The sequence below is a fragment of the Rhodococcus sp. Z6_132 genome (assembly GCF_058133635.1).
In genome coordinates, this window is the sequence record NZ_JBYUNP010000002.1 from 1,098,502 (window position 1) to 1,116,849 (window position 18,348).

Sequence of the window (18,348 nt, forward strand, 5' to 3'; positions counted from 1 at the left end):
AATCGCACTCGCCGGTGCTGCGCAGGGTCACTGAGCAGTCGTGGGTCCTCCGGCAGTCTGCCCCAACGGCACTCGACCACGGCGGCGTTCCTTCGGTCCATCGTGGTTCGGCGACTGGGCCACCTGACGAACGCACGCTCTGGGCGCACGTGCGGTGCGGAACACGCCCCGTTCTACGCCCGACCCTGACCAACCGCGCCAGCCGGGCCCTGAGCAGTGACCCACGCCAGTGCGGCAGCGACGCCGTCCACCGTGCGCAGCCCGGCGGGCAGCGGCGGCCGGCGCACCACCACCACGGGCACTCCCAGCTCCGCCGCGGCGTGCAGCTTGGCGCGGGTGTGCACTCCGCCGGAGTCCTTGGTGACCAGCACATCCGCCCGGTGCTCGGCCAGCACCGCGCGCTCACCGTCCACTGTGTACGGGCCTCGGCTGCGCAACAGCTGCCAACCGAGTGGCAGCGGCTGCTCCGGCTCGTCCACCACCCGGGCCAGCACGGCGTGCTCCGCCAGCGGCCCCACGAACCGCCCGAGCTCCTGGCGGCCCACGGTGAGGAACGGCCGCTGGCCGGCCGCGGCCTGGGTGGCGGCCTCCTCGTGGGAGTCCACCCACGTCCAGCTCCCCGGGTCATCGGCCGCCCAGCCAGGGCGGGCCAGGCGCAGCAGTGGCGTGGCGATACAGGCGGCGGCCGCGTTGGCGGTGATCCGGGCGGCGAAGGGATGGGTGGCGTCCACCACGGCGTCGAAGTCCGCGGCACAGGCCCGCAGTCCCGCCACCCCGCCGAAGCCGCCGATGCGCACCTGCCCCACCGGCAGCCGCGGCCGCTGCACCCGGCCGGCCAGCGAGGAGACCACCTCGACGCCCTCGGCCACCAGCGCCGCGGCCAGCGCCCGGGCCTCGGCGGTGCCGCCCAGCACCAGCACCCTCACCGGCTCGCCCCCGGCTCCAGCGGCCGCAGACCCGCCGGTGCCCCCGAGCGGGCCAGCGCCAGCAGGGCGTCCACGTCCAGGTGCTGCTCCACCAGGTCACCAAGCAGGTCGAGGCGCCGCTGCCGGGCGGCGGCGAAGCTCACCCCGGACGGGGTCCACCCGGGCAGCGCTCCAGCCAGGTAGGCGCTGCGGGTGGCGTCGTCCTCCAGGCTGCCGTGCACCATCGTGCCGGTGACCGATCCCGCGCTGAGCTGGCCGGTGGGACGGCCGTGGTGGATCTCGTAGCCCGCCGGATGGTGCCGCCGCAGCACCTTCTCGGGGGTGAACTCGGTGCGCACGTCCAGCAGGCCCAGACCAGGCACCACGGCGCCGGGGCGGTCCTCCACGCCGTGCGGGTCGGCGATCTCGGTGCCCAGCAGCTGGCAGCCGCCGCAAATGCCCAGCACCGGCCGTCCGGCCCGGGCGTGGTCGAGCACCGCCCGGTCCAGACCCCGCTCGCGCAGCCAGCGCAGGTCGGCCACGGTGGCGCGGGTGCCGGGCAGCACCACGAGCTCGGCGTCGGAGAGCTGGCGCGGGTCGGAGGCGAACACCACGTCCAGGCCGGGCTCCAGGCCCAGCGCGTCGACGTCGGTGCCGTTGCTGATGCGGGGCAGCCGGACCACCGCGACCTTGCGCCCCGAGCCGCGGGTTCGACGCCCCTGCAGGTCGAGGGCGTCCTCGGAGTCCAGCCAGACGTCGGGGTGCCAGGGCAGCACCCCGTAGGTGCGCCGCCCCGTGAGCTCGGCGAGCTGGCGCAGCCCCGGCTCGAGCAGGGTGGCGTCGCCGCGGAACTTGTTGACCACGAAGCCCGCCACCAGCGCCTGGTCGGCCGGCTCCAGCAGGGCCACGGTGCCCAGGAAGGCGGCGAACACCCCGCCCCGGTCGATGTCGCCGACCACCACGGCGGGCAGGTCGGCATGCCGGGCCAGACCCAGGTTCACGTAGTCACCGGCGCGCAGGTTGATCTCCGCGGGGCTCCCCGCGCCCTCGGCCATCACCACCTCGTACCGGCTGGCCAGGTCGTCGAAGGCGGCGTGCGCAGTGGCGGCGAGGTGGCGACGACCGTCCACGAAGTCCCGGGCCGACACCTCGCCGGCGGGCCGGCCCAGCAGCACCACGTGGCTGCGCCGGTCGCTGCCCGGCTTGAGCAGCACCGGGTTCATCGCCACCTCGGGCTCGGCGCCGGCGGCGAGCGCCTGGATCCACTGCGCGCGGCCGATCTCCGCACCGTGGCCGTCCGGGCCGGTGACCACCATGGAGTTGTTGGACATGTTCTGCGCCTTGTAGGGCGCCACCCGGACGCCGCGGCGCGCCAGCGCCCGGCACAGCCCAGTGACCACCAGCGTCTTGCCCGCGTCGGAGGTGGTGCCGGCGACCAGCAGCCCGGCCATCAGGCCCGCTCCCGGCGCAGCAGCAGCAGGTCCATCACCCAGCCGTCGGCGGCGCGAGCCAGCTCCCGAGCAGCCACCAGCTGGGGCTGCACGTCGCTCACCCGGCCGGCCACCAGCTGCTCCCCCGGTGCGCCGAGGTTCGCGCCGTACCAGACCTGCCAGTCGGCCAGCCCGTCCAGCTCGACGGTGCTGTTGAGCATCACCACCAGATTGTCCTGTCCCGCGTCGACCGCCTCCCGCAGCCGTCGACCGGTGGTGACGTGCACCGGCTGGCCCACCTCGTGCAGCACCACGCGGTGCCGCGCGGCCAGCAGCTGCGGGGCGCTGATCCCGGCCACCACCTCCACCGCCAGGTCGTCGGTGGCGGCGAGGGCGTCGACCAGCCGCAGGGTGGAGTCGTACAGCGACGGGTCGCCCCAGGCGAGCAGGGCCACGTCGCCGGGCCGCTCGGTGAGCACCTGGCGGTAGGCCGCGACGCGGGCGGCGTGCCAGTCACGCACTGCCGCGGGGTAGTCGGCCGGGTCGGCGCGGTCGCGGGGCGGGTCGGGCACCACCACCAGGGGCACGTCACCGAAGCGGTGGCACACCTGCGCGCGCACCGCCACCAGCGGATCGTCAGCGCCCTTGGCAAAGGCCAACACGTAGTCCACTGAGGACAGTGCAGCCGCGGCCTCCGGGGTGACGTGCTGCGGGCCCATGCCGATGCCGATCACCACCAGCCGCCTCATGCGGGCCCGTCCTCCAGGTCGCCCTCCAGCTCCAGGTACACCTGCTGCATCGCGGCCAGCAGCTGCGGGTCCGGCTCGGCCCACAGGCCCCGCTCGGCGGCTTCGTGCAGCTTCTCCACGATGCCGCGCAGCGCCCACGGGTTGGACGTGCGCATGAAGTCCTGGTTGGTCTGGTCCAGCACGTACTCCTGGGCCAGGGCGGCGTACATCCAGTCGTGCACCACCCCGGCGGTGGCGTCGAAGCCGAACAGGTAGTCCACCGTGGCGGCCAGCTCGAAGGCGCCCTTGTAGCCGTGGCGCTGCATCGCGCCGATCCACCGCGGGTTGACCACTCGGGCGCGGAACACCCGGTTGGTCTCCTCCTGCAGGGTGCGGGTGCGCACCGCGTCGGGTGCGGTGGAGTCGCCCACGTAGGCCTGCGGTGCCGTGCCGGTGAGCGCACGGACGGTGGCGACCATGCCGCCGTGGTACTGGAAGTAGTCGTCGGAGTCGGCGATGTCGTGCTCGCGGGTGTCCACGTTCTTGGCGGCCACGGCGATGCGCCGGTAGCTGCTGCGCATGTCGTCGGCCGCCGGCACCCCGTCCAGGTCGCGGCCGTAGGCGAAGCCGCCCCAGGAGGTGTACACCTCGGCGAGGTCGGCGTCGTCGCGCCAGCTGCCCTGCTCCAGCAGCTGCAGGATGCCCGCGCCGTAGGAGCCGGGCTTGGAGCCGAAGATGCGGGTGGTGGCCCGCCGCTGGTCGCCGTGCTCGGCGAGGTCGGCGCGGCTGTGCGCGCGCACGTAGTTGTCCTCGTCGGGCTCGTCCAGGGCCGCCACCAGCCGGACGGCGTCGTCGAGCATGGCCACCACGTGCGGGAAGGCGTCGCGGAAGAACCCGGAGATGCGCACCGTGACGTCGATGCGGGGCCGCCCGAGCTCGGCCAGCGGCACCACGTGCAGGTCGCTGACCCGCCGCGACGCCTCGTCCCACTCCGGTCGCACGCCCAGCAGCGCCAGGACCTCGGCGATGTCGTCGCCGGAGGTGCGCATCGCGCTGGTGCCCCACACGCTCAGCCCCACCGAGGCCGGGTACTCACCGGTGTCGTCGAGGTAGCGCTGCAGCAGCGAGTCGGCCATCGCCTGGCCGGTCTGCCAGGCCAGGCGTGAGGGCACGGCGCGGGGGTCGACGGTGTAGAAGTTGCGGCCGGTGGGCAGCACGTTGACCAGGCCGCGCAGCGGGGAGCCCGACGGCCCCGCGGGGACGAACCCGCCGTCCAGGGCGTGCAGCACCGCGTCCAGCTCGTCGGTGGTCCGGGCCAGCCGCGGCACCACCTGCTCGGCGGCGAAGCGCAGCACCTGCTGCACCTGCGGGTCGTCGTGCAGCGCCACCGCGGCGTCGGGCACCCAGCCGGCGTCCTCCATGCCCTGCACCAGTGCCCGAGCCCGCTCCTCCACCGCGTCCACCGCGGTGACCGCCTCGTCGGCCTTGAGTCCCAGCGCCGCCCGCAGCCCGGGCACCGCCTGGGACTGCCCGCCCCACACCTGCGCCGCCCGCAGGATGGCCAGCACCAGGTTGACCCGCGCCTGCCCCTGCGGCGCCTGGCCCAGCACGTGCAGGCCGTCGCGGATCTGGGCGTCCTTGATCTCGCAGAGCCAGCCGTCCACGTGCAGCAGGAAGTCGTCGAACTCCTCGTCGCCGGGCCGCTCCTCCAGGCCGAGGTCGCGGTGCATCTCCGCGGCGTGCATCAGCTGCCAGATCTCCCCGCGCACCGACGGCAGCTTGGCCGGGTCCATGGCGGCGATGTTGGCGTGCTCGTCCAGCAGCTGCTCCAGCCGGGCGATGTCGCCGTAGGTCTCCGCCCGCGCCATCGGCGGGATGAGGTGGTCCACGATGGTGGCGTGCGCCCGGCGCTTGGCCTGCGCCCCCTCTCCGGGGTCGTTGACCAGGAACGGGTAGATCAGCGGCAGGTTGCCGATGGCGGCGTCGGTGGCGCAGGACGCTGACAGCGCCGCGTTCTTGCCGGGCAGCCACTCCATCGAGCCGTGCTTGCCCAGGTGGACCACCGCGTGCGCGCCGAAGCCGTGCTCCACCCAGCGGTAGGCGGCCAGGTAGTGGTGGCTGGGGGCCAGGTCGGGGTCGTGGTAGATGGCCACCGGGTTCTCCCCGAACCCGCGCGGGGGCTGGATGAGCAGCACCACGTTGCCGGCCTGGATGGTGGCCAGCACGATCTCGCCGGCGTCGTTGGTGAACAGCGTGCCCGGTGCGGCTCCCCACGCCGCGACGACGTCGTCCATCAGCTCCGTGGGCAGGTCTGCGGTCCACCGCTGGTAGTCGGCGGGGCTGATGCGCACGTGCGCGTCGGTCAGCTGCGCGGCGGTGAGCCACTCCTCGTCCTGACCGCCGGCGGCGATCAGCGCGTGGATCAGGGCGTCGCCGGCCTGGGTGTCAGCGGCCTGGGTGTCAGCGGCCTGGGTGTCAGCGGCCTCGGTGTCGCCGGCCTCGGTGTTACCGGCGAGGTCGAGGCCGGGGATCTCCCCCGGTGCGCCCAGGTCGTAGCCGGCCTCGCGCAGGCGCCGCAGCAGCCGGATGGTGGAGACCGGGGTGTCCAGCCCCACCGCGTTGCCCACCCGGGAGTGCTTGGTGGGGTAGGCCGAGAGCATCAGCGCCACCTTGCGCTGGGCGGGCGGGACGTGGCGCAGGCAGGCGTGGTTGACGGCGATGCCCGCCACTCGGGCGGCCCGCTCGGGGTCGGCCACGTAGCGGGGCAGGCCGTCGGCGTCGATCTCCTTGAACGAGAACGGGGCGGTGATGATGCGGCCGTCGAACTCCGGGATGGCGATCTGGGTGGCGGAGTCCAGCGGGGTCACCCCGTCGTCAGAGGCTGCCCACTCGGCGCGGGTGGACGTCAGGCACAGCCCCTGCAGCACCGGGATGTCCAGCGCCGCCATCCGCTCCACGTCCCACGCTTCGTCCGCCCCGCCGGCGGAGGCAGTGGCCGGCACGCTTCCTCCCGCAGCCAGCACCGTGACCACCAGGGCGTCCAGCCCGCCGAGCGCGGTGTAGAGCTCCTCCGGCGCCGAGCGCAGCGAACCGGCGAAGATCGGCACCCCCACGGCCCGGCCGGTGGCGTCCACCGCGTCGGCCAGGGCGTGCGCGAAGGCGGCGTTACCGCTGACCTCGTGGGCGCGGTAGTAGAGGACGCCGACGCGGGGCAGGCCGTCGGCACCGGGGGCGCGCTCGGCGAAGCCCCACACCGGAACCGTGGCCGGCGCGGCGAAGCCCTCCCCGGTGAGCAGCACGGTGTCGGACAGGAACGCGTGCAGCTGAGCCAGGTTGGCCGGCCCGCCCTCGGCCAGGTAGGAGTGCGCCTGCGCGGCCACGCCGATGGGCACGGTGGACAGCTCCATCAGCTCGGCACTGGGCTGCTGCTCCCCGCCGAGCACCACCACCGGCACGCCGCTGGCGCGCAGGGCGGTGAAGTCCGCACCGAGGTCCTGCGGGCCGCCGAGGATGCGGACCACGGCCAGGTCGGCGTCGGCGGTCACCTCCGCCCAGCTGCGCGCCGCGAGGCGAGCGGGGTTGGCCCACCGGTAGTCGGCGCCGCTGGCGCGGGCGGAGAGCAGGTCGGTGTCAGAGGTTGAGAGCAGCGCGATGCGCACGGGTTTCTCCTCGGGGTTCTCGCCCCTGGTCGACGGAGGTCCCGTGGCCAGTGTCTGGCTGAGCCGGCCTCCACCCTGAGGTGGGAGCCGGCTTCACAGTGGCGGAACCGCCCCGGAGTCACACCGGGTTCCTGGGTCCACGAGACGTTGTGCGAGCAGCGTAAGCCACCGGGCTGCGGGGACTAGCCCCGCAGCCCGGTGACGCCGGCCCTCACTGGTGGCGGGAGGGCTTCGCCGTCACCTCGACACCGCCGAAGACCGCCACCGCGCGCAGTCGGATCACCGGCGCCCCGGGGACCGCCGACGCTCCGCTCGCCGTGACGCTGCGACCGCCGAAGAGGGAGAAGCCGGTCATCTCCACCCGCGTCCCCTCTGGCACCGTCACCTGCACCCCGCCGAAGGCGGCGTAGCACTGCAGGTCCAGGATCTCTGGGGGCAGCTCCGCCTCCCGGAGGTCCAGGGTCACCCCGCCGAACAGCGCGACTGCGGCCACTCGCTGCGCCGGACGCCACCGCCCGCGGCGCTCCGTGCCGCCGAACACCGCGACGATGGGGGCGGACCGGGCCGGCCGCTCGTCGGAACGCTTGCTCAAGTCCATGGTGGACACCGTAGCGTCCGGGTTGATGTGAGGGTTGGCTAACCTGACGTGGTGCAGTCCCTCGAGCGGCCCGCGGTGACGGCGGCGCCTCCGCCCGGCCGGGTCACGCTGGCGGCGGCGACCTTCGCCCAGCAGCTCGCGGCCGTCGGGACTGACCTGCCGATGGGCTCCGACGCCTGGTGGCAGCGGGTCGCCGCCCTGGGTACCCCGCTGCGCGCGCAGCTGCCCGGCGCAGGTGAGGTCCTGGTGCTGGTGCACCGGTCCACCGCGCCCGTGGTCTACGCCGACCTGGCCGGGTACACCGACCGCACCGACCTGCGCCACGGGGTGATGGACCGGGTGCCCGGCACCGACGTCTGGACCGCCTGCTTCCGCCTGGAGCCCGGCTGGATCGGCAGCTACACCTTTGTGCCGCTGCCGGAGGTGCCCCGGGCACCGGGCCCGCGCAACACGCCGGAGACCCGCGCCTGGTGGGTGGGGCTGATCAGCAGGGCCTGTCCCGACCCGCTGAACCCTCGGCCGCCGCTGCCCTCGCTGCGCACGCACCCGCACCCGGAGCTGCGCTCGGTGGCCGCCGACCGCCTCGAGGACGTCGAGGCGGCGACGAGCACCACCGCCGGGCAGCCGGGGATGGTGCAGCAGGTCACCTGGACCCGGCCGGGGGCTGGGCTCGAGCACCCGGTCTGGCTGTACGCCTCGCCGACCACCGCCGGAGCCGGTGAGCTGGCCGTGGTGGTGGTGTTCGACGGTCAGGTGTGGGCGGAGCTCGGCCTGCCGGCGCTGCTGGAGGACCTCGTCACTCGGGGCGTGCTGCCCCCACTGGTTGCCGTGCTGGTCAGCTCGGTGGACCTGCCGCGCCGGGCGGCCGACCTCACCTGCAACCCCGCCTTCATCGACGAGGTGAGCGACCACCTGCTCGGCGGCGTCGTCACGAACTGGGCCCACGACCACGGCCTGGTGGTGACCACCGATCCCGCGCGCACGGTCGCGGTCGGGCAGAGCTACGGCGGACTGGCTGCGTTCTTCGCCGGCATGCACCGCCCCGACCGCTTCGCCCGAGTGCTCAGCCAGTCCGGCTCCTTCTGGTGGCCGAGCCCCGGCAACGCCGCCGCCCGGCCCATCTCCCATTGGCTGCGCCACGCCGAGCCGCGTCCCACCCGGACCGTGCTGCAGCACGGCACGCACGAGGAGCAGGTGGCCGACGGCAACCGCGAGGTGGCCGCCCTGCTCGCCGAGCGGCAGGAGTGGCACCAGGTGCTGGCGCAGCCGGGTGGACACGACTGGGCGTGGTGGCGGGCGAAGCTGGGTGCGGGGCTGGCGGCGCTGCTCGCATCCTGACGCGCCGGCCAGCGACCGTGACGGGCACGCCGGGAACAACATAGGCTCGTGTCCTGTTGGGCGTGGTTGACGCCGCCCCACGGCCCTCCTCTGTCCCCGAAAGGCATCCCTTTGACTTCGCCTGTCTCCACCACCTCCGCTGCTCCACCTCGGACTGGGCGGTTGATCGCCCTCCTGGTGGCCGCCGCCTTCGTCGTGATCCTCAACGAGACGATCATGAGCGTGGCGCTGCCCGACCTGATGGTCGAGTTCGAGGTCGGCGCCTCGACCGCGCAGTGGCTGACCACCGGCTTCATGCTCACCATGGCGGTGGTCATCCCCGTCACCGGCTACCTGCTGACCCGGCTGTCGCTGCGCACGGTGTTCGTGATCGCGATGTCCAGCTTCGTGGTCGGCACCCTGGTCGCGGCCTCCGCGCCGGTGTTCGGCGTGCTGGTGCTGGGCCGGATCATCCAGGCCGTGGGCACCGCGATCATGCTGCCCCTGCTGTTCACCACCGTGCTCAACGTGGTCCCCGCGGAGCGCCGTGGGCGCACCATGGGCGTCATCTCGATCGTCATCGCCGTCGCCCCCGCGGTCGGCCCCACCATCGGTGGAGTGGTGCTGGACCAGCTCAGCTGGCGCTGGATGTTCTGGCTCGTGGTGCCGATCGCGGTGCTCGCCACCGTGCTGGGTGCGATCTGGGTCCGCAACGTCACCGAGCCGCAGCGAGTGCCGCTGGACGTGGTGTCGGTGGTCTTCTCCGCGTTCGCCTTCAGCGGTCTGATCTTCGGGCTCAGCAGCATCGGCCAGGACGCCGAGGGCGCCGCGCTCATGCCGCCGGTGATCCCGCTGGCAGTGGGTGTGGTCGCGCTGGCGCTGTTCGTCTGGCGCCAGCTGCGCCTGGGTGACAAGTCGCTGCTGGACCTTCGAGCCTTCCAGACGCGGGACTTCTCCGTCGCCGTCGTGCTGGTGGCCATCAGCATGATGGCGCTGTTCGGCACCTTGATCCTGCTGCCGATCTACCTGCAGAACGTTCTCGACCAGTCCACCCTCACCACCGGCCTGATGCTGCTGCCCGGTGGTCTGGCGATGGGCTTCCTCGGCCTGGTGGTCGGCGCGCTGTTCGACAAGATCGGCCCGCGCCCGCTGGTCCTTCCCGGTGCCATCATCTCCAGCGCCGCCCTCTGGGGCATGACCACGCTGGGCGTGGACACCGGCATCGGCACCGTCATCGCGTGGCACATCCTGCTGAACATCGGCCTGGCGTTCATGTTCTCGCCGCTGCTCACCGCCGCGCTCGGCGCCCTGCCGCAGCGGCTGTACTCCCACGGCAGCGCGATCGTCAGCACGCTGCAGCAGGTGGCCGGTGCCGCCGGTACCGCGCTGTTCATCACCGTGATGACGCGCACCACCGTGGCCGGCGCCGAGGACGGCACCGACCCGGTGACCTCCCTGAGCGAGGGCATCCACGGTGCGCTGGTCTGCGGCGCGGTCATCTCGCTGCTGGCCATCGTGGGATCGTTGTTCGTCCGTCGCCCCGCGGCTCCGGTGGACCCGCTGGCGATGGCCACCGCAGGCAAGACCAACCAGGTGGACGCCGACCGCGAGGCCTCCCCGGTCGGCTGACCTGGCGCTGGACGCAACCCCCAAGCCGCAGCCCCCAACCTCTCGTCCCCGTTCGGCGCCTACAGCGCCAGCGCGGTCTCGGTGAGGTCGGGGGCTGCGTCGCGCTTGCGGAACCACTCCCTGCCGAAGGCGGCGGTGAGCTGCTCGGTGGGCATGTCGAGGAACGGGCCGAAGTCGCCGACCTGGGAGGGGTAGGCGTGCATCGCGGCGCGCTTGGCCGCCATCACGGCGCTGACGTCCACCGTCGTGGTGATCTCCGAGGCGGGCAGGCCGAAGGTCTCCACGTCGATCGGCGGCGCCCCCTCCTCCGACCACTCGCCGGCCATGGCCAGCAGCTGCCGCATGTGGTCGCGGTCGGTGGTGGCCTCGTAGACGTGCGCAGTGCCGGCCAGCTCGGCGGCGCGCACCCCCACCCGGTGCACCTGGACGTGGTCGGGGTGGCCGTAGCCGCCGTGCGCGTCGTACACGGTGAGCACGTCGGCGCCCTCCTCACGCAGCACGGCGGCCAGGCGGGTGGCGGCCTGCTCCACGTCGGCGTTGCAGAACGCCTCCGTGTTGTGGTTGCCCTCGGTGCCCGCCATGCCGGAGTCGGCGTAGCCGAGCAGCACCAGGCGGTCAGCACCCAGGATGCGCACCGACTCGGTGACCTCCTTCTCGCGGCGGTCGGCCAGGCGCTCCCCCGGCGCGAGCAGGCCCTCCGGGAACTCGCCGAGCGCGCCGTCGGTGGCCGTCACCACCACCACCCGGTGCCCGGCGTCGGCGGCCAGGCGCATCACCCCACCGGTGTTGAACACCTCGTCGTCGGGATGGGCGTGGAAGCACACCAGCACACTCATGCGCGTGAGTATCGCCCATGCCCTCCCCTCGCCCCCGGAGGGCGGGACGCCGGCATTGACTGCCGCGGTACTTTTCGGTGCACCACCACGAGAGGAACCCGCCGTGAGCGAGGTCGAGTTCGTCCTGAGCGACGTGCCCAGCAGCGAGATCGACCGCCTGGAGTCCTTCTACGTGCCGCTGGCCGACTCCGTGCGCGAGCTGGTCGACGCCACCATCCGCACCACGGTGGACGAGGACGAGGCCAGGGCGGTGCACGCCGAGGTCACCACCCTGGTGCGCCGGCTGCGGGCAGCGCAGATCGACGGGCCCACCGGAGTGCACGTCAACGAGCAGGGCCGCAGCTGGAGCTGGGGCAACGCGGTGATCGGCAGGCGCAACGCCGCCGCCCCACCGCTGACGATCGTGCACGACCCCGACGGCCTGGTGCACTGCGACGTGGTGCTCGGCGCAGCGGCCGAGGGGCCACCCGGCCACGTCCACGGTGGAGTCACGGCCCTCATGCTCGACCACCTGATGGGCGAGACCGCCAGCGCCTTCCGCCGGCTCACGATGACCGGGACGCTGACCATGCGCTACCGCCGCGCCACCCCGCTCGGCGGGCTGCGCCTGGAGGGCCGCATCGACCGCGAGGAGGGCCGCAAGGTCTACGTCGTCGCCACCGTCGCCGACGCCGAGGGCGTCACCGTGGAGGCCGAGGGCGTGTTCATCGTGCCCAGCTGGTCGGTCTAGCCCTGCTGCAGCGGCCGCTGCGGGTCGGCCGTCCAGGCGTTCATCGACCCGTCGTACACCGCGACGTCGTCGCGACCGGCCTCGGCCAGGGCCAGCGCCGCCGCGGTGGCGGCGATCCCGCCGCCGCAGTAGGTGACCGGCTGCTTGTCCGGGTCCAGCGCCCCGGCCGCGGCGAACAGCTCCCGCAGCTCCTGCCGCGACTTCAGCTCCCCGTGGGCGTCCACCAGGTCACCGAAGGGCACGTTGACGCTGCCCGGGATGTGACCCTTGGCGTAGGTCTCCGCGTCCAGGGCGTTCACCAGCAGCACGTCGGGGTCGGCGATCGCGGCCTCCACGTCGGCGGTGGAGCGCAGCATCTCCGGACGCCGGTGGGCCACGAAGCTCGCCGGCGGGTAGGACTCCACCCCGGTGGCGGTGTCGAACCCGGCGCGCTGCCAGGCCTGCAGACCGCCGTCGAGGATGACCGCGTTGTCTAAGCCCTCCAGGGCGAGCTGCCACCACATCCGGGTGGCCCAGATGCCGTTGGCCTGGTCGTAGGCCACCACCGTGGACTCGTTGGAGATGCCGAGCGTGCCCATGACGGTGGCGAACTGCTCCGACGGCGCCGCGGCGAAGGGGGCCTCACCGGCGGCGTCGGACAGGTCGCTGATGAGGTCGGCGAACACCGCGCCGGGCACGTGCGCCTGCTCGTAGGCGGCGCGGCCGGACTCCATCCGCCACCCGTTGGCCTCGGAGGGCAGGAAGACGGTGGCGTCGATGACGCGAACGTTGCTGTCGTGCAGGTGCTCGTGCAGCCACTCGGCCGACACGTGGCGCAGGTTGTCAGGCATGGCCTCCACGCTACTCACGCCGCACGCACCCAGCGCGCGCCGAGGAGCCGCGAACATTCGGCCACCTCCCGTGGTGGCCGCCAGGCCAACTGGGTGGCGCCCGGTGCGCAATGCCCCCACCAGGGACGCTGCTGCGCGTGCGCCCTGCGTCACATCTACGATCCGCGCATGGATCTGTGGGAGTCGTTGGACCCGTTGAAGAATCCGCTGACGTACGCGGCTCCGTTCTTCGCGCTCTGCATCGTCATCGAGCTGCTCGCGCTGCGGTGGCTGGACGACGACGAGCACCAGCCGCGCACGGGCTACGACGTCAGGGACGCACGCACCAGCATCTCCATGGGCGTGGGGTCGATCGCGGTGCTGACGGCGTACAAGATCGTCACCTTCTTCGCCTTCGTGGCGGTGTACTCCTACCTGGCGCCCTGGCACCTGCCGACCAACACCTGGTGGTACTGGGTGCTCGTCGTCCTCGGCGTCGACCTGGCCTACTACTGGCACCACCGCTTCTCCCACCGCGTGCGGCTGGGGTGGGCCGGCCACCAGGCGCACCACTCCAGCGAGTACATGAACCTGGGCACCGCGCTGCGGCAGAAGTGGAACCCCTGGTTCGAGTTCTTCTTCTGGCTGCCGCTGCCGCTGCTGGGCTTCTCGCCGTGGACGCTGTACGTGGGGTTCTCGCTCAACCTCGTCTACCAGTTCTTCACCCACACCGAGGCGGTGGGGCGCCTGCCGGCGCCGGTGGAGTGGGTGTTCAACACGCCCTCGCACCACCGGGTGCACCACGGCAGCGACGCCGAGTACCTGGACACCAACTACGGCGGCATCCTCATCGTCTGGGACCGGCTGTTCGGCACGTTCGTCCGCGAGGGCCGGCGGCCGCGGTACGGCCTGACCAAGCCGGTGGGGACCTACAACCTGCTGCGCCTGCAGTACGGCGAGTACGCCCGGATGGCTCGGGACGTCCGCGCGGCGAGCACGTGGCGGGAGCGGATGGGCTACGTGTTCGGCCCGCCGGGCTGGACGCCCTCCGAGCGTGGCCCGGCCACCCCGACCGTCGCCGTCGCGGCGGCCACCGCCGGTGCCGGTGGAGCCCACCCGTAGCCTCTGCCGGATGAGCACCCTTGCCGAGGTCGGCGACCGCGACGGCTGGCGCTGCTGGCTCTGCGACGAGCCGGTGGACCCGGACGCGTCCGTGAACACCGACCTGGGCCCGAGCGTCGACGGCGGCGCGGTGAAGAAGGGCAAGAAGTCCAGCGTCGGCGTGGAACGCCTGGCGCACCGCGCGTGCAACACCCGCAAGGGCGCCGTCAAGCCCGTGGTCGCGTGGTCGCCGGAGCTGTTCGTCGTCGACCCCGCCCCCATCGCGCCCACGGTGGAGCGGCTCAGCCGCAAGGGTGGCCGCGAGGTGGTCGCCCGGTGCCCCAGCCGGGAGGACGCCGACCAGGCCGCCGAGTGGCTCCTGGACCGACTCTCCCGCTTCGCGCCCGACCTCTCGGTCACCACCCAGGTGGACACCGGTGGCGGGCAGTTCCTGCTGGTGCTGCGCACTCTCTAGGGCACCTGCTGGGCAACGGTCCAGCCAGGTCGCCCGCAGCGGTGGACCATGGCGGACATGCACGCGTCCGACCTGCTGACCGGCCCCGGACAGGGCTGGGTGCAGCTCGTCGAGCTGGGTATCGCGTTCGTCCTGTCCGCACTGATCGGCCTGGAGCGCGAGGTGCGCGGCAAGAGCGCGGGGCTGCGCACCCAGGCCATCGTCGGCACGTCCTCGGCGCTGATCCTGCTGGTCGGCAAGTACGGGTTCACCGACGTCGTGGCCGAGGGCGTCAGCGTCGACCCCACCCGGGTCGCCTCCCAGATCGTGTCCGGCATCGGGTTCCTCGGCGCCGGGCTGATCATCACCCGGCAAGGTGCGGTGCGCGGGCTGACCACCGCGGCGGCCGTCTGGGAGACCGCCGCCATCGGGATGGCGGCCGGTGCCGGACTGGTGCTGCTGGCCGTCGTCGTGACCGCGCTGCACTTCGTGATCGTGCTGGGCTTCGCACCGGTGATCGCCCGGATCCCCCACCTGCACCAGGCCGTCCAGCTGCACATCACCTACCGCGACGGCGAGGGTGTGCTGCGGCGCCTGCTGAGCACCTGCGGCGTGCACGGGTGGACGGTGAACGCCATGACCGCGGACGCGCCGGGGCGCCGCGACGTCAGCGAGTCGCTGGCCCTGCACGAGCCCGGCCAGGTGGGCGTGATGATGATCCTGGCCGGAGCCAGGGTCGGGGACGCCTCCCGGGTGCTGGCCGGGGTGGACGGAGTCACCTCGGTGACCGTGGTCGACGAGGAGTCCGAGTGACCCTGGGTGCGCTGGCGGCGTGCTAGTCGTCGAGCCGTGCGTGCCTGCCGCGGTTGGTCGGCCTGGTGGTCTCGGCCATGGCCAGCGCCCGTTGGGCCCGATCGAGGTAGTCCCGCAGGTCCCGACGCTGCCGCGGCTCGAAGCCCGGGTCGATATGCTGCCCGGCAGGGACGTCGATCTCGATGCCCAGGCTGAGCACGGTGCCGTTGGGGGCCGGGTCCACCAGGTGCACCATTCGGTGCGGCACCGCCGGCCGCGGTGAGATGGTGCGGGTGACGGCCCGCCGGCCCGCCTCGTGCTCGATCACCTCCAGGATGCTGGTGTTGCCGGCCACGTCGGTGAAGCACTGCTGGTGACCGACCCCCACCGTGGGTGTCCCGGGCACGGCGAAGCCGCGCACGATGTTCGGGGACAGCACCGGGGCGTGCTCGGCCGGAAAAATCAGCTCCCAGACCTGCTCTGGCGGGTGCCGCAGCAGCACGGCCTCGCTGATGCGCACGGTGCGGGCGGGCAGCGTGCCGACCGAGATGCGGTCGGCGGTCCCCTGCGGTTGCGGTTTCCTGAAGCGCCCCTTGGTTTCCCCCTCATGACTGGTCATCTAAGCGGTTGACCAGACACGGAGCAGGGCGCGACGTGCCGGAGGGCAGTCCTTCGTGATCGACCAGTGATCAAATGGCTGTCGCCACGAACGCTCTGGCACGAACGAGCCGATCCGCCGAACCAGTCGTACCGTTTTCAGGGTGACCACGCTCACCGCAGCGCACGGCGTCCTGCCCCCGCACTGCTACCCGCAGGAGCAGATCACCGAGACGTTTGCGCAGCTGTGCCTACCGGACGACCGGTCCCGGTTGCTACTCAACCGGTTCCACGAGAGCGCCCACGTCTCCACCCGGCACCTCGTCCTGCCCCTCGAGCGCTACGCCGGCCTGGACGGCTTCACCGCGGCCAACAACGTCTTCCTCCAGGAGGCCGTGGACCTCGGCGCGCAGGCATTGCTCGGCGCCCTCGCCGACTCCGGGCTCACCCCCGAGGACGTCGACCTGATCATGTCCACCACGGTTACCGGCATCGCCGTGCCCTCGCTGGACGCGCGCATCGCCGCCATGGTCGGGCTGCGCCCGGACGTCAAGCGGGTCCCGCTGATGGGCCTGGGCTGCATGGCGGGGGCGTCCGGAGTGGCTCGACTGCACGACTACCTCCGCGGCGCCCCGGACGAGGTGGCCGTGCTGGTGTCGGTGGAGCTGTGCTCGCTCACCCTGCAGCGCGGGGACGCCAGCGTGGCCAACATGGTGGCCTCCGGGCTCTTCGGCGACGGCGCGGCCGCGGTGGTCGCCGTGGGCGCCGAGCGCGCCACCGCTCACCAGGGTCCGCAGGTGGTCGACTCCCGCAGCCACCTCTACCCCAACACCGCCGCGGCCATGGGCTGGGACGTGGGCACCACCGGGCTGGCCATCGTGCTGGGCGCGGAGGTGCCCGAGCTGGTGGACACCTACCTGGGCGAGGACGTGCGGGGCCTGCTCGCCGCGCACGAGCTGAAGGTCGAGGACGTGACGCGCTGGATCAGCCACCCTGGCGGGCCCAAGGTGCTGCGGGCGGTGCAGGCCGCGCTGGGCCTGGGCGACGACGCGCTGGCCCTGACCTGGCACTCGCTGAGCACCGTGGGCAACATGTCCTCGGCCTCGGTGCTGCACGTGCTGCGCGACACCCTGCAGCAGCGCCCCGCCGGGCCCGGTGACCTCGGGGTGCTGATGGCGATGGGCCCGGGCTTCGCCGCCGAGCTGGTGCTGCTGCAGTGGTGAGCCAGGTCTGGTTCACCGTCCTGGTGGCACTGGTCGGCGTGGAGCGGCTCGCCGAGCTGGTGATCGCCCGGCGCAACCTGGCCTGGAGCCGCCAGCGCGGCGGGCGGGAGAGCGGGGCCGGCCACTACCCCGCCATGGTGGTGCTGCACACCGGGCTGCTGGTGGGCTGCTTGCTGGAGGTGTGGCTCGCCGACCGGCCGTTCATCCCCGGCCTCGGCTGGCCCATGCTGGCGCTGGTGGTCGCCGCGCAGGGCCTGCGGTGGTGGTGCATCACCACGCTGGGTCCACAGTGGAACACCCGGGTGGTGGTGGTGCCGGACCTGCCGCGGATCACCCACGGCCCCTACCGGCTGATCCCCCACCCCAACTACGTCGCGGTGGTGGTGGAGGGGGTCGCGCTGCCGCTGGTGCACACCGCCTGGGTCACCGCGGTGGTGTTCACGGTGCTCAACGCGGCGCTGCTCACCGTGCGCATCCGCAGCGAGAACCACGCACTGGCGGCGCTGGATGCATGACCTGCTCGTCGCCGGCGGCGGGCCCGCCGGGCTGGCGGTGGCCCTCGGCGCAGCCCGTGCCGGGCTGGACGTGGTGGTGTGCGAGCGGCGCGGAGGGACCCTGGACAAGGCGTGCGGCGAGGGGCTGATGCCGGTGGCGCTGCACGCGCTGCAGGCCCTCGGCGTCGATCCGCCGGGCCACGCCATCCGCGGCATCACCTACCGCCAGGGCAGCCTGGCCGCCCACGCCGCGTTCACCGCCGGGCCCGGACGCGGGGTGCGGCGCACCGAGCTCCACCGAGCGCTGCGCGAGGCTGTGCAGCAGCAGGGCGTGTCCGTCCTGGACCGCACCGTGCACGCCCCCGTGCAGCACGACGACCGGGTGGAGGCGGCAGGGCTGTGCGCGCGGTACCTGGTGGCCGCCGACGGGCTGCACTCCCCCCTGCGCCGCGCCCTGGGGCTGCAGGCGCCGACCACCGCGGCACCTCGGTGGGGCCAGCGCCGCCACTACGCGCTGGCTCCCACCACCGACCACGTGGAGGTGACCTGGGGCGAGCACTCCGAGGCCTACGTGACACCCGTGGCGCCGGACACCCTCGGGGTGGCGGTGCTCTCCGCCACCCGCGCCGGCTTCGCCGAGCAGCTGCGGGAGTTCCCGCTGCTGGCCGAGCAGCTGGCCGGGGCCACCCCGGTGTCGCCGGTGCGCGGTGCGGGGCCGCTGCGCCAACCGGTGCGCCGGCGGGTGGCCGGCCGGGTGCTGCTGGTGGGCGACGCCGCGGGCTACGTGGACGCGCTCACCGGGGAGGGCCTGGCCGTGGCGCTCGGGGCAGCCGCCGAGCTGGTGCGCTGCGTGCGGGCGGGCCGGCCACAGGACTACGAGCGCGCCTGGGCCCGGGTGTCGCGCCGCTCGCGGCTGATCACCAGCGGACTGCTCTGGGCCCGAGACAGACCGGTGCTCGCGCGGCGTGTGGTTCCACTGGCCGCGCGAGCACCGGGGTTGTTCGCTGCCGGGGTGTCCCGGCTGGCTTACTGATCGAGCGTCAGAG

The 18,348-nt window shown here is 73.3% G+C and carries 17 protein-coding genes and 1 riboswitch; of the genes, 9 read left to right on the plus strand and 8 right to left on the minus strand.

The genetic code is table 11. The annotated features are described in order from the left end of the window. Nucleotides 1-173: 173 nt before the first annotated feature. The 5 genes from AC3YO9_RS11885 to AC3YO9_RS11905 form a co-directional block, all read right to left on the minus strand. Complete coding sequence (locus AC3YO9_RS11885) at nt 174-926, minus strand: cobalt-precorrin-6A reductase (protein WP_489983283.1); 753 nt, start codon at nt 924-926, stop codon at nt 174-176. After that, nucleotides 923-2,356 (minus strand): cobyric acid synthase, encoded by a 1,434-nt coding sequence (locus AC3YO9_RS11890; protein WP_489983284.1) that lies wholly within the window; start codon nt 2,354-2,356, stop codon nt 923-925. The genes AC3YO9_RS11885 and AC3YO9_RS11890 overlap by 4 nt, the downstream gene beginning before the upstream one ends. Beyond that, the gene (cobF, locus tag AC3YO9_RS11895; RefSeq protein ID WP_489983285.1) at nt 2,356-3,084 is read right to left on the minus strand and encodes a precorrin-6A synthase (deacetylating); all 729 of its coding nucleotides are present in this window, start codon (nt 3,082-3,084) and stop codon (nt 2,356-2,358) included. The genes AC3YO9_RS11890 and cobF overlap by 1 nt, the downstream gene beginning before the upstream one ends. Beyond that, nucleotides 3,081-6,722, minus strand: a complete 3,642-nt coding sequence (cobN, locus tag AC3YO9_RS11900; protein WP_489983286.1) for a cobaltochelatase subunit CobN — start codon at nt 6,720-6,722, stop codon at nt 3,081-3,083. Before cobN ends, cobF begins: the two co-directional genes overlap by 4 nt. 28 nt (nt 6,723-6,750) lie before the next feature. Further along, nucleotides 6,751-6,907: riboswitch (cobalamin riboswitch) on the minus strand. A gap of 26 nt (nt 6,908-6,933) precedes the next feature. Further along, nucleotides 6,934-7,320, minus strand: coding sequence for a hypothetical protein (locus tag AC3YO9_RS11905; protein ID WP_489983287.1), 387 nt, complete (start codon nt 7,318-7,320; stop codon nt 6,934-6,936). A gap of 51 nt (nt 7,321-7,371) precedes the next feature. Between AC3YO9_RS11905 and fes the strand changes: the two genes are divergently transcribed. Together fes and AC3YO9_RS11915 are read left to right on the plus strand one after the other, a co-directional pair. Further along, the gene (fes, locus tag AC3YO9_RS11910) at nt 7,372-8,658 is read left to right on the plus strand and encodes an enterochelin esterase (RefSeq protein ID WP_489983288.1); all 1,287 of its coding nucleotides are present in this window, start codon (nt 7,372-7,374) and stop codon (nt 8,656-8,658) included. 111 nt (nt 8,659-8,769) lie between these two features. Next, complete coding sequence (locus AC3YO9_RS11915) at nt 8,770-10,266, plus strand: MDR family MFS transporter (protein WP_489983289.1); 1,497 nt, start codon at nt 8,770-8,772, stop codon at nt 10,264-10,266. A gap of 59 nt (nt 10,267-10,325) precedes the next feature. Here AC3YO9_RS11915 and AC3YO9_RS11920 read toward each other — a convergent pair whose 3' ends face one another. Beyond that, complete coding sequence (locus AC3YO9_RS11920; protein ID WP_489983290.1) at nt 10,326-11,102, minus strand: PIG-L family deacetylase; 777 nt, start codon at nt 11,100-11,102, stop codon at nt 10,326-10,328. A gap of 103 nt (nt 11,103-11,205) precedes the next feature. Between AC3YO9_RS11920 and AC3YO9_RS11925 the strand changes: the two genes are divergently transcribed. Then, nucleotides 11,206-11,832 (plus strand): PaaI family thioesterase, encoded by a 627-nt coding sequence (locus AC3YO9_RS11925; RefSeq protein ID WP_489983291.1) that lies wholly within the window; start codon nt 11,206-11,208, stop codon nt 11,830-11,832. Here AC3YO9_RS11925 and AC3YO9_RS11930 read toward each other — a convergent pair. Next, complete coding sequence (locus tag AC3YO9_RS11930; protein WP_489983292.1) at nt 11,829-12,662, minus strand: sulfurtransferase; 834 nt, start codon at nt 12,660-12,662, stop codon at nt 11,829-11,831. The genes AC3YO9_RS11925 and AC3YO9_RS11930 overlap by 4 nt on opposite strands. A gap of 168 nt (nt 12,663-12,830) precedes the next feature. Here AC3YO9_RS11930 and AC3YO9_RS11935 point away from each other — a divergent pair, with 168 nt between their 5' ends. The 3 genes from AC3YO9_RS11935 to AC3YO9_RS11945 are packed head-to-tail and all read left to right on the plus strand — an operon-like array spanning nt 12,831 to nt 15,009. Next, nucleotides 12,831-13,763 (plus strand): sterol desaturase family protein, encoded by a 933-nt coding sequence (locus AC3YO9_RS11935; protein WP_489983293.1) that lies wholly within the window; start codon nt 12,831-12,833, stop codon nt 13,761-13,763. A gap of 10 nt (nt 13,764-13,773) precedes the next feature. Further along, nucleotides 13,774-14,217 carry a hypothetical protein gene (locus AC3YO9_RS11940; RefSeq protein ID WP_489983294.1) on the plus strand — a complete coding sequence of 148 codons (444 nt, stop codon included), beginning with the start codon at nt 13,774-13,776 and terminating at the stop codon, nt 14,215-14,217. A gap of 57 nt (nt 14,218-14,274) precedes the next feature. Beyond that, nucleotides 14,275-15,009, plus strand: a complete 735-nt coding sequence (locus AC3YO9_RS11945; protein WP_489983295.1) for an MgtC/SapB family protein — start codon at nt 14,275-14,277, stop codon at nt 15,007-15,009. A 22-nt stretch (nt 15,010-15,031) separates the two neighbouring features. On the opposite strand, the gene AC3YO9_RS11950 is transcribed toward AC3YO9_RS11945, so the two are convergent. Further along, the gene (locus AC3YO9_RS11950) at nt 15,032-15,607 is read right to left on the minus strand and encodes an SRPBCC family protein (RefSeq protein WP_489983296.1); all 576 of its coding nucleotides are present in this window, start codon (nt 15,605-15,607) and stop codon (nt 15,032-15,034) included. A 142-nt stretch (nt 15,608-15,749) separates the two neighbouring features. On the opposite strand from AC3YO9_RS11950, the gene AC3YO9_RS11955 reads away from it, so the two are divergent. The 3 genes from AC3YO9_RS11955 to AC3YO9_RS11965 are packed head-to-tail and all read left to right on the plus strand — an operon-like array spanning nt 15,750 to nt 18,335. Beyond that, on the plus strand, nt 15,750-16,808 hold the full coding sequence (locus AC3YO9_RS11955) for a type III polyketide synthase (protein ID WP_489983297.1): 1,059 nt from the start codon (nt 15,750-15,752) through the stop codon (nt 16,806-16,808). Then, the gene (locus AC3YO9_RS11960) at nt 16,805-17,323 is read left to right on the plus strand and encodes an isoprenylcysteine carboxyl methyltransferase family protein (protein WP_489983298.1); all 519 of its coding nucleotides are present in this window, start codon (nt 16,805-16,807) and stop codon (nt 17,321-17,323) included. Before AC3YO9_RS11955 ends, AC3YO9_RS11960 begins: the two co-directional genes overlap by 4 nt. Next, nucleotides 17,316-18,335 carry an NAD(P)/FAD-dependent oxidoreductase gene (locus AC3YO9_RS11965; RefSeq protein WP_127782820.1) on the plus strand — a complete coding sequence of 340 codons (1,020 nt, stop codon included), beginning with the start codon at nt 17,316-17,318 and terminating at the stop codon, nt 18,333-18,335. The genes AC3YO9_RS11960 and AC3YO9_RS11965 overlap by 8 nt, the downstream gene beginning before the upstream one ends. The last annotated feature ends 13 nt before the right edge of the window (nt 18,336-18,348 follow it).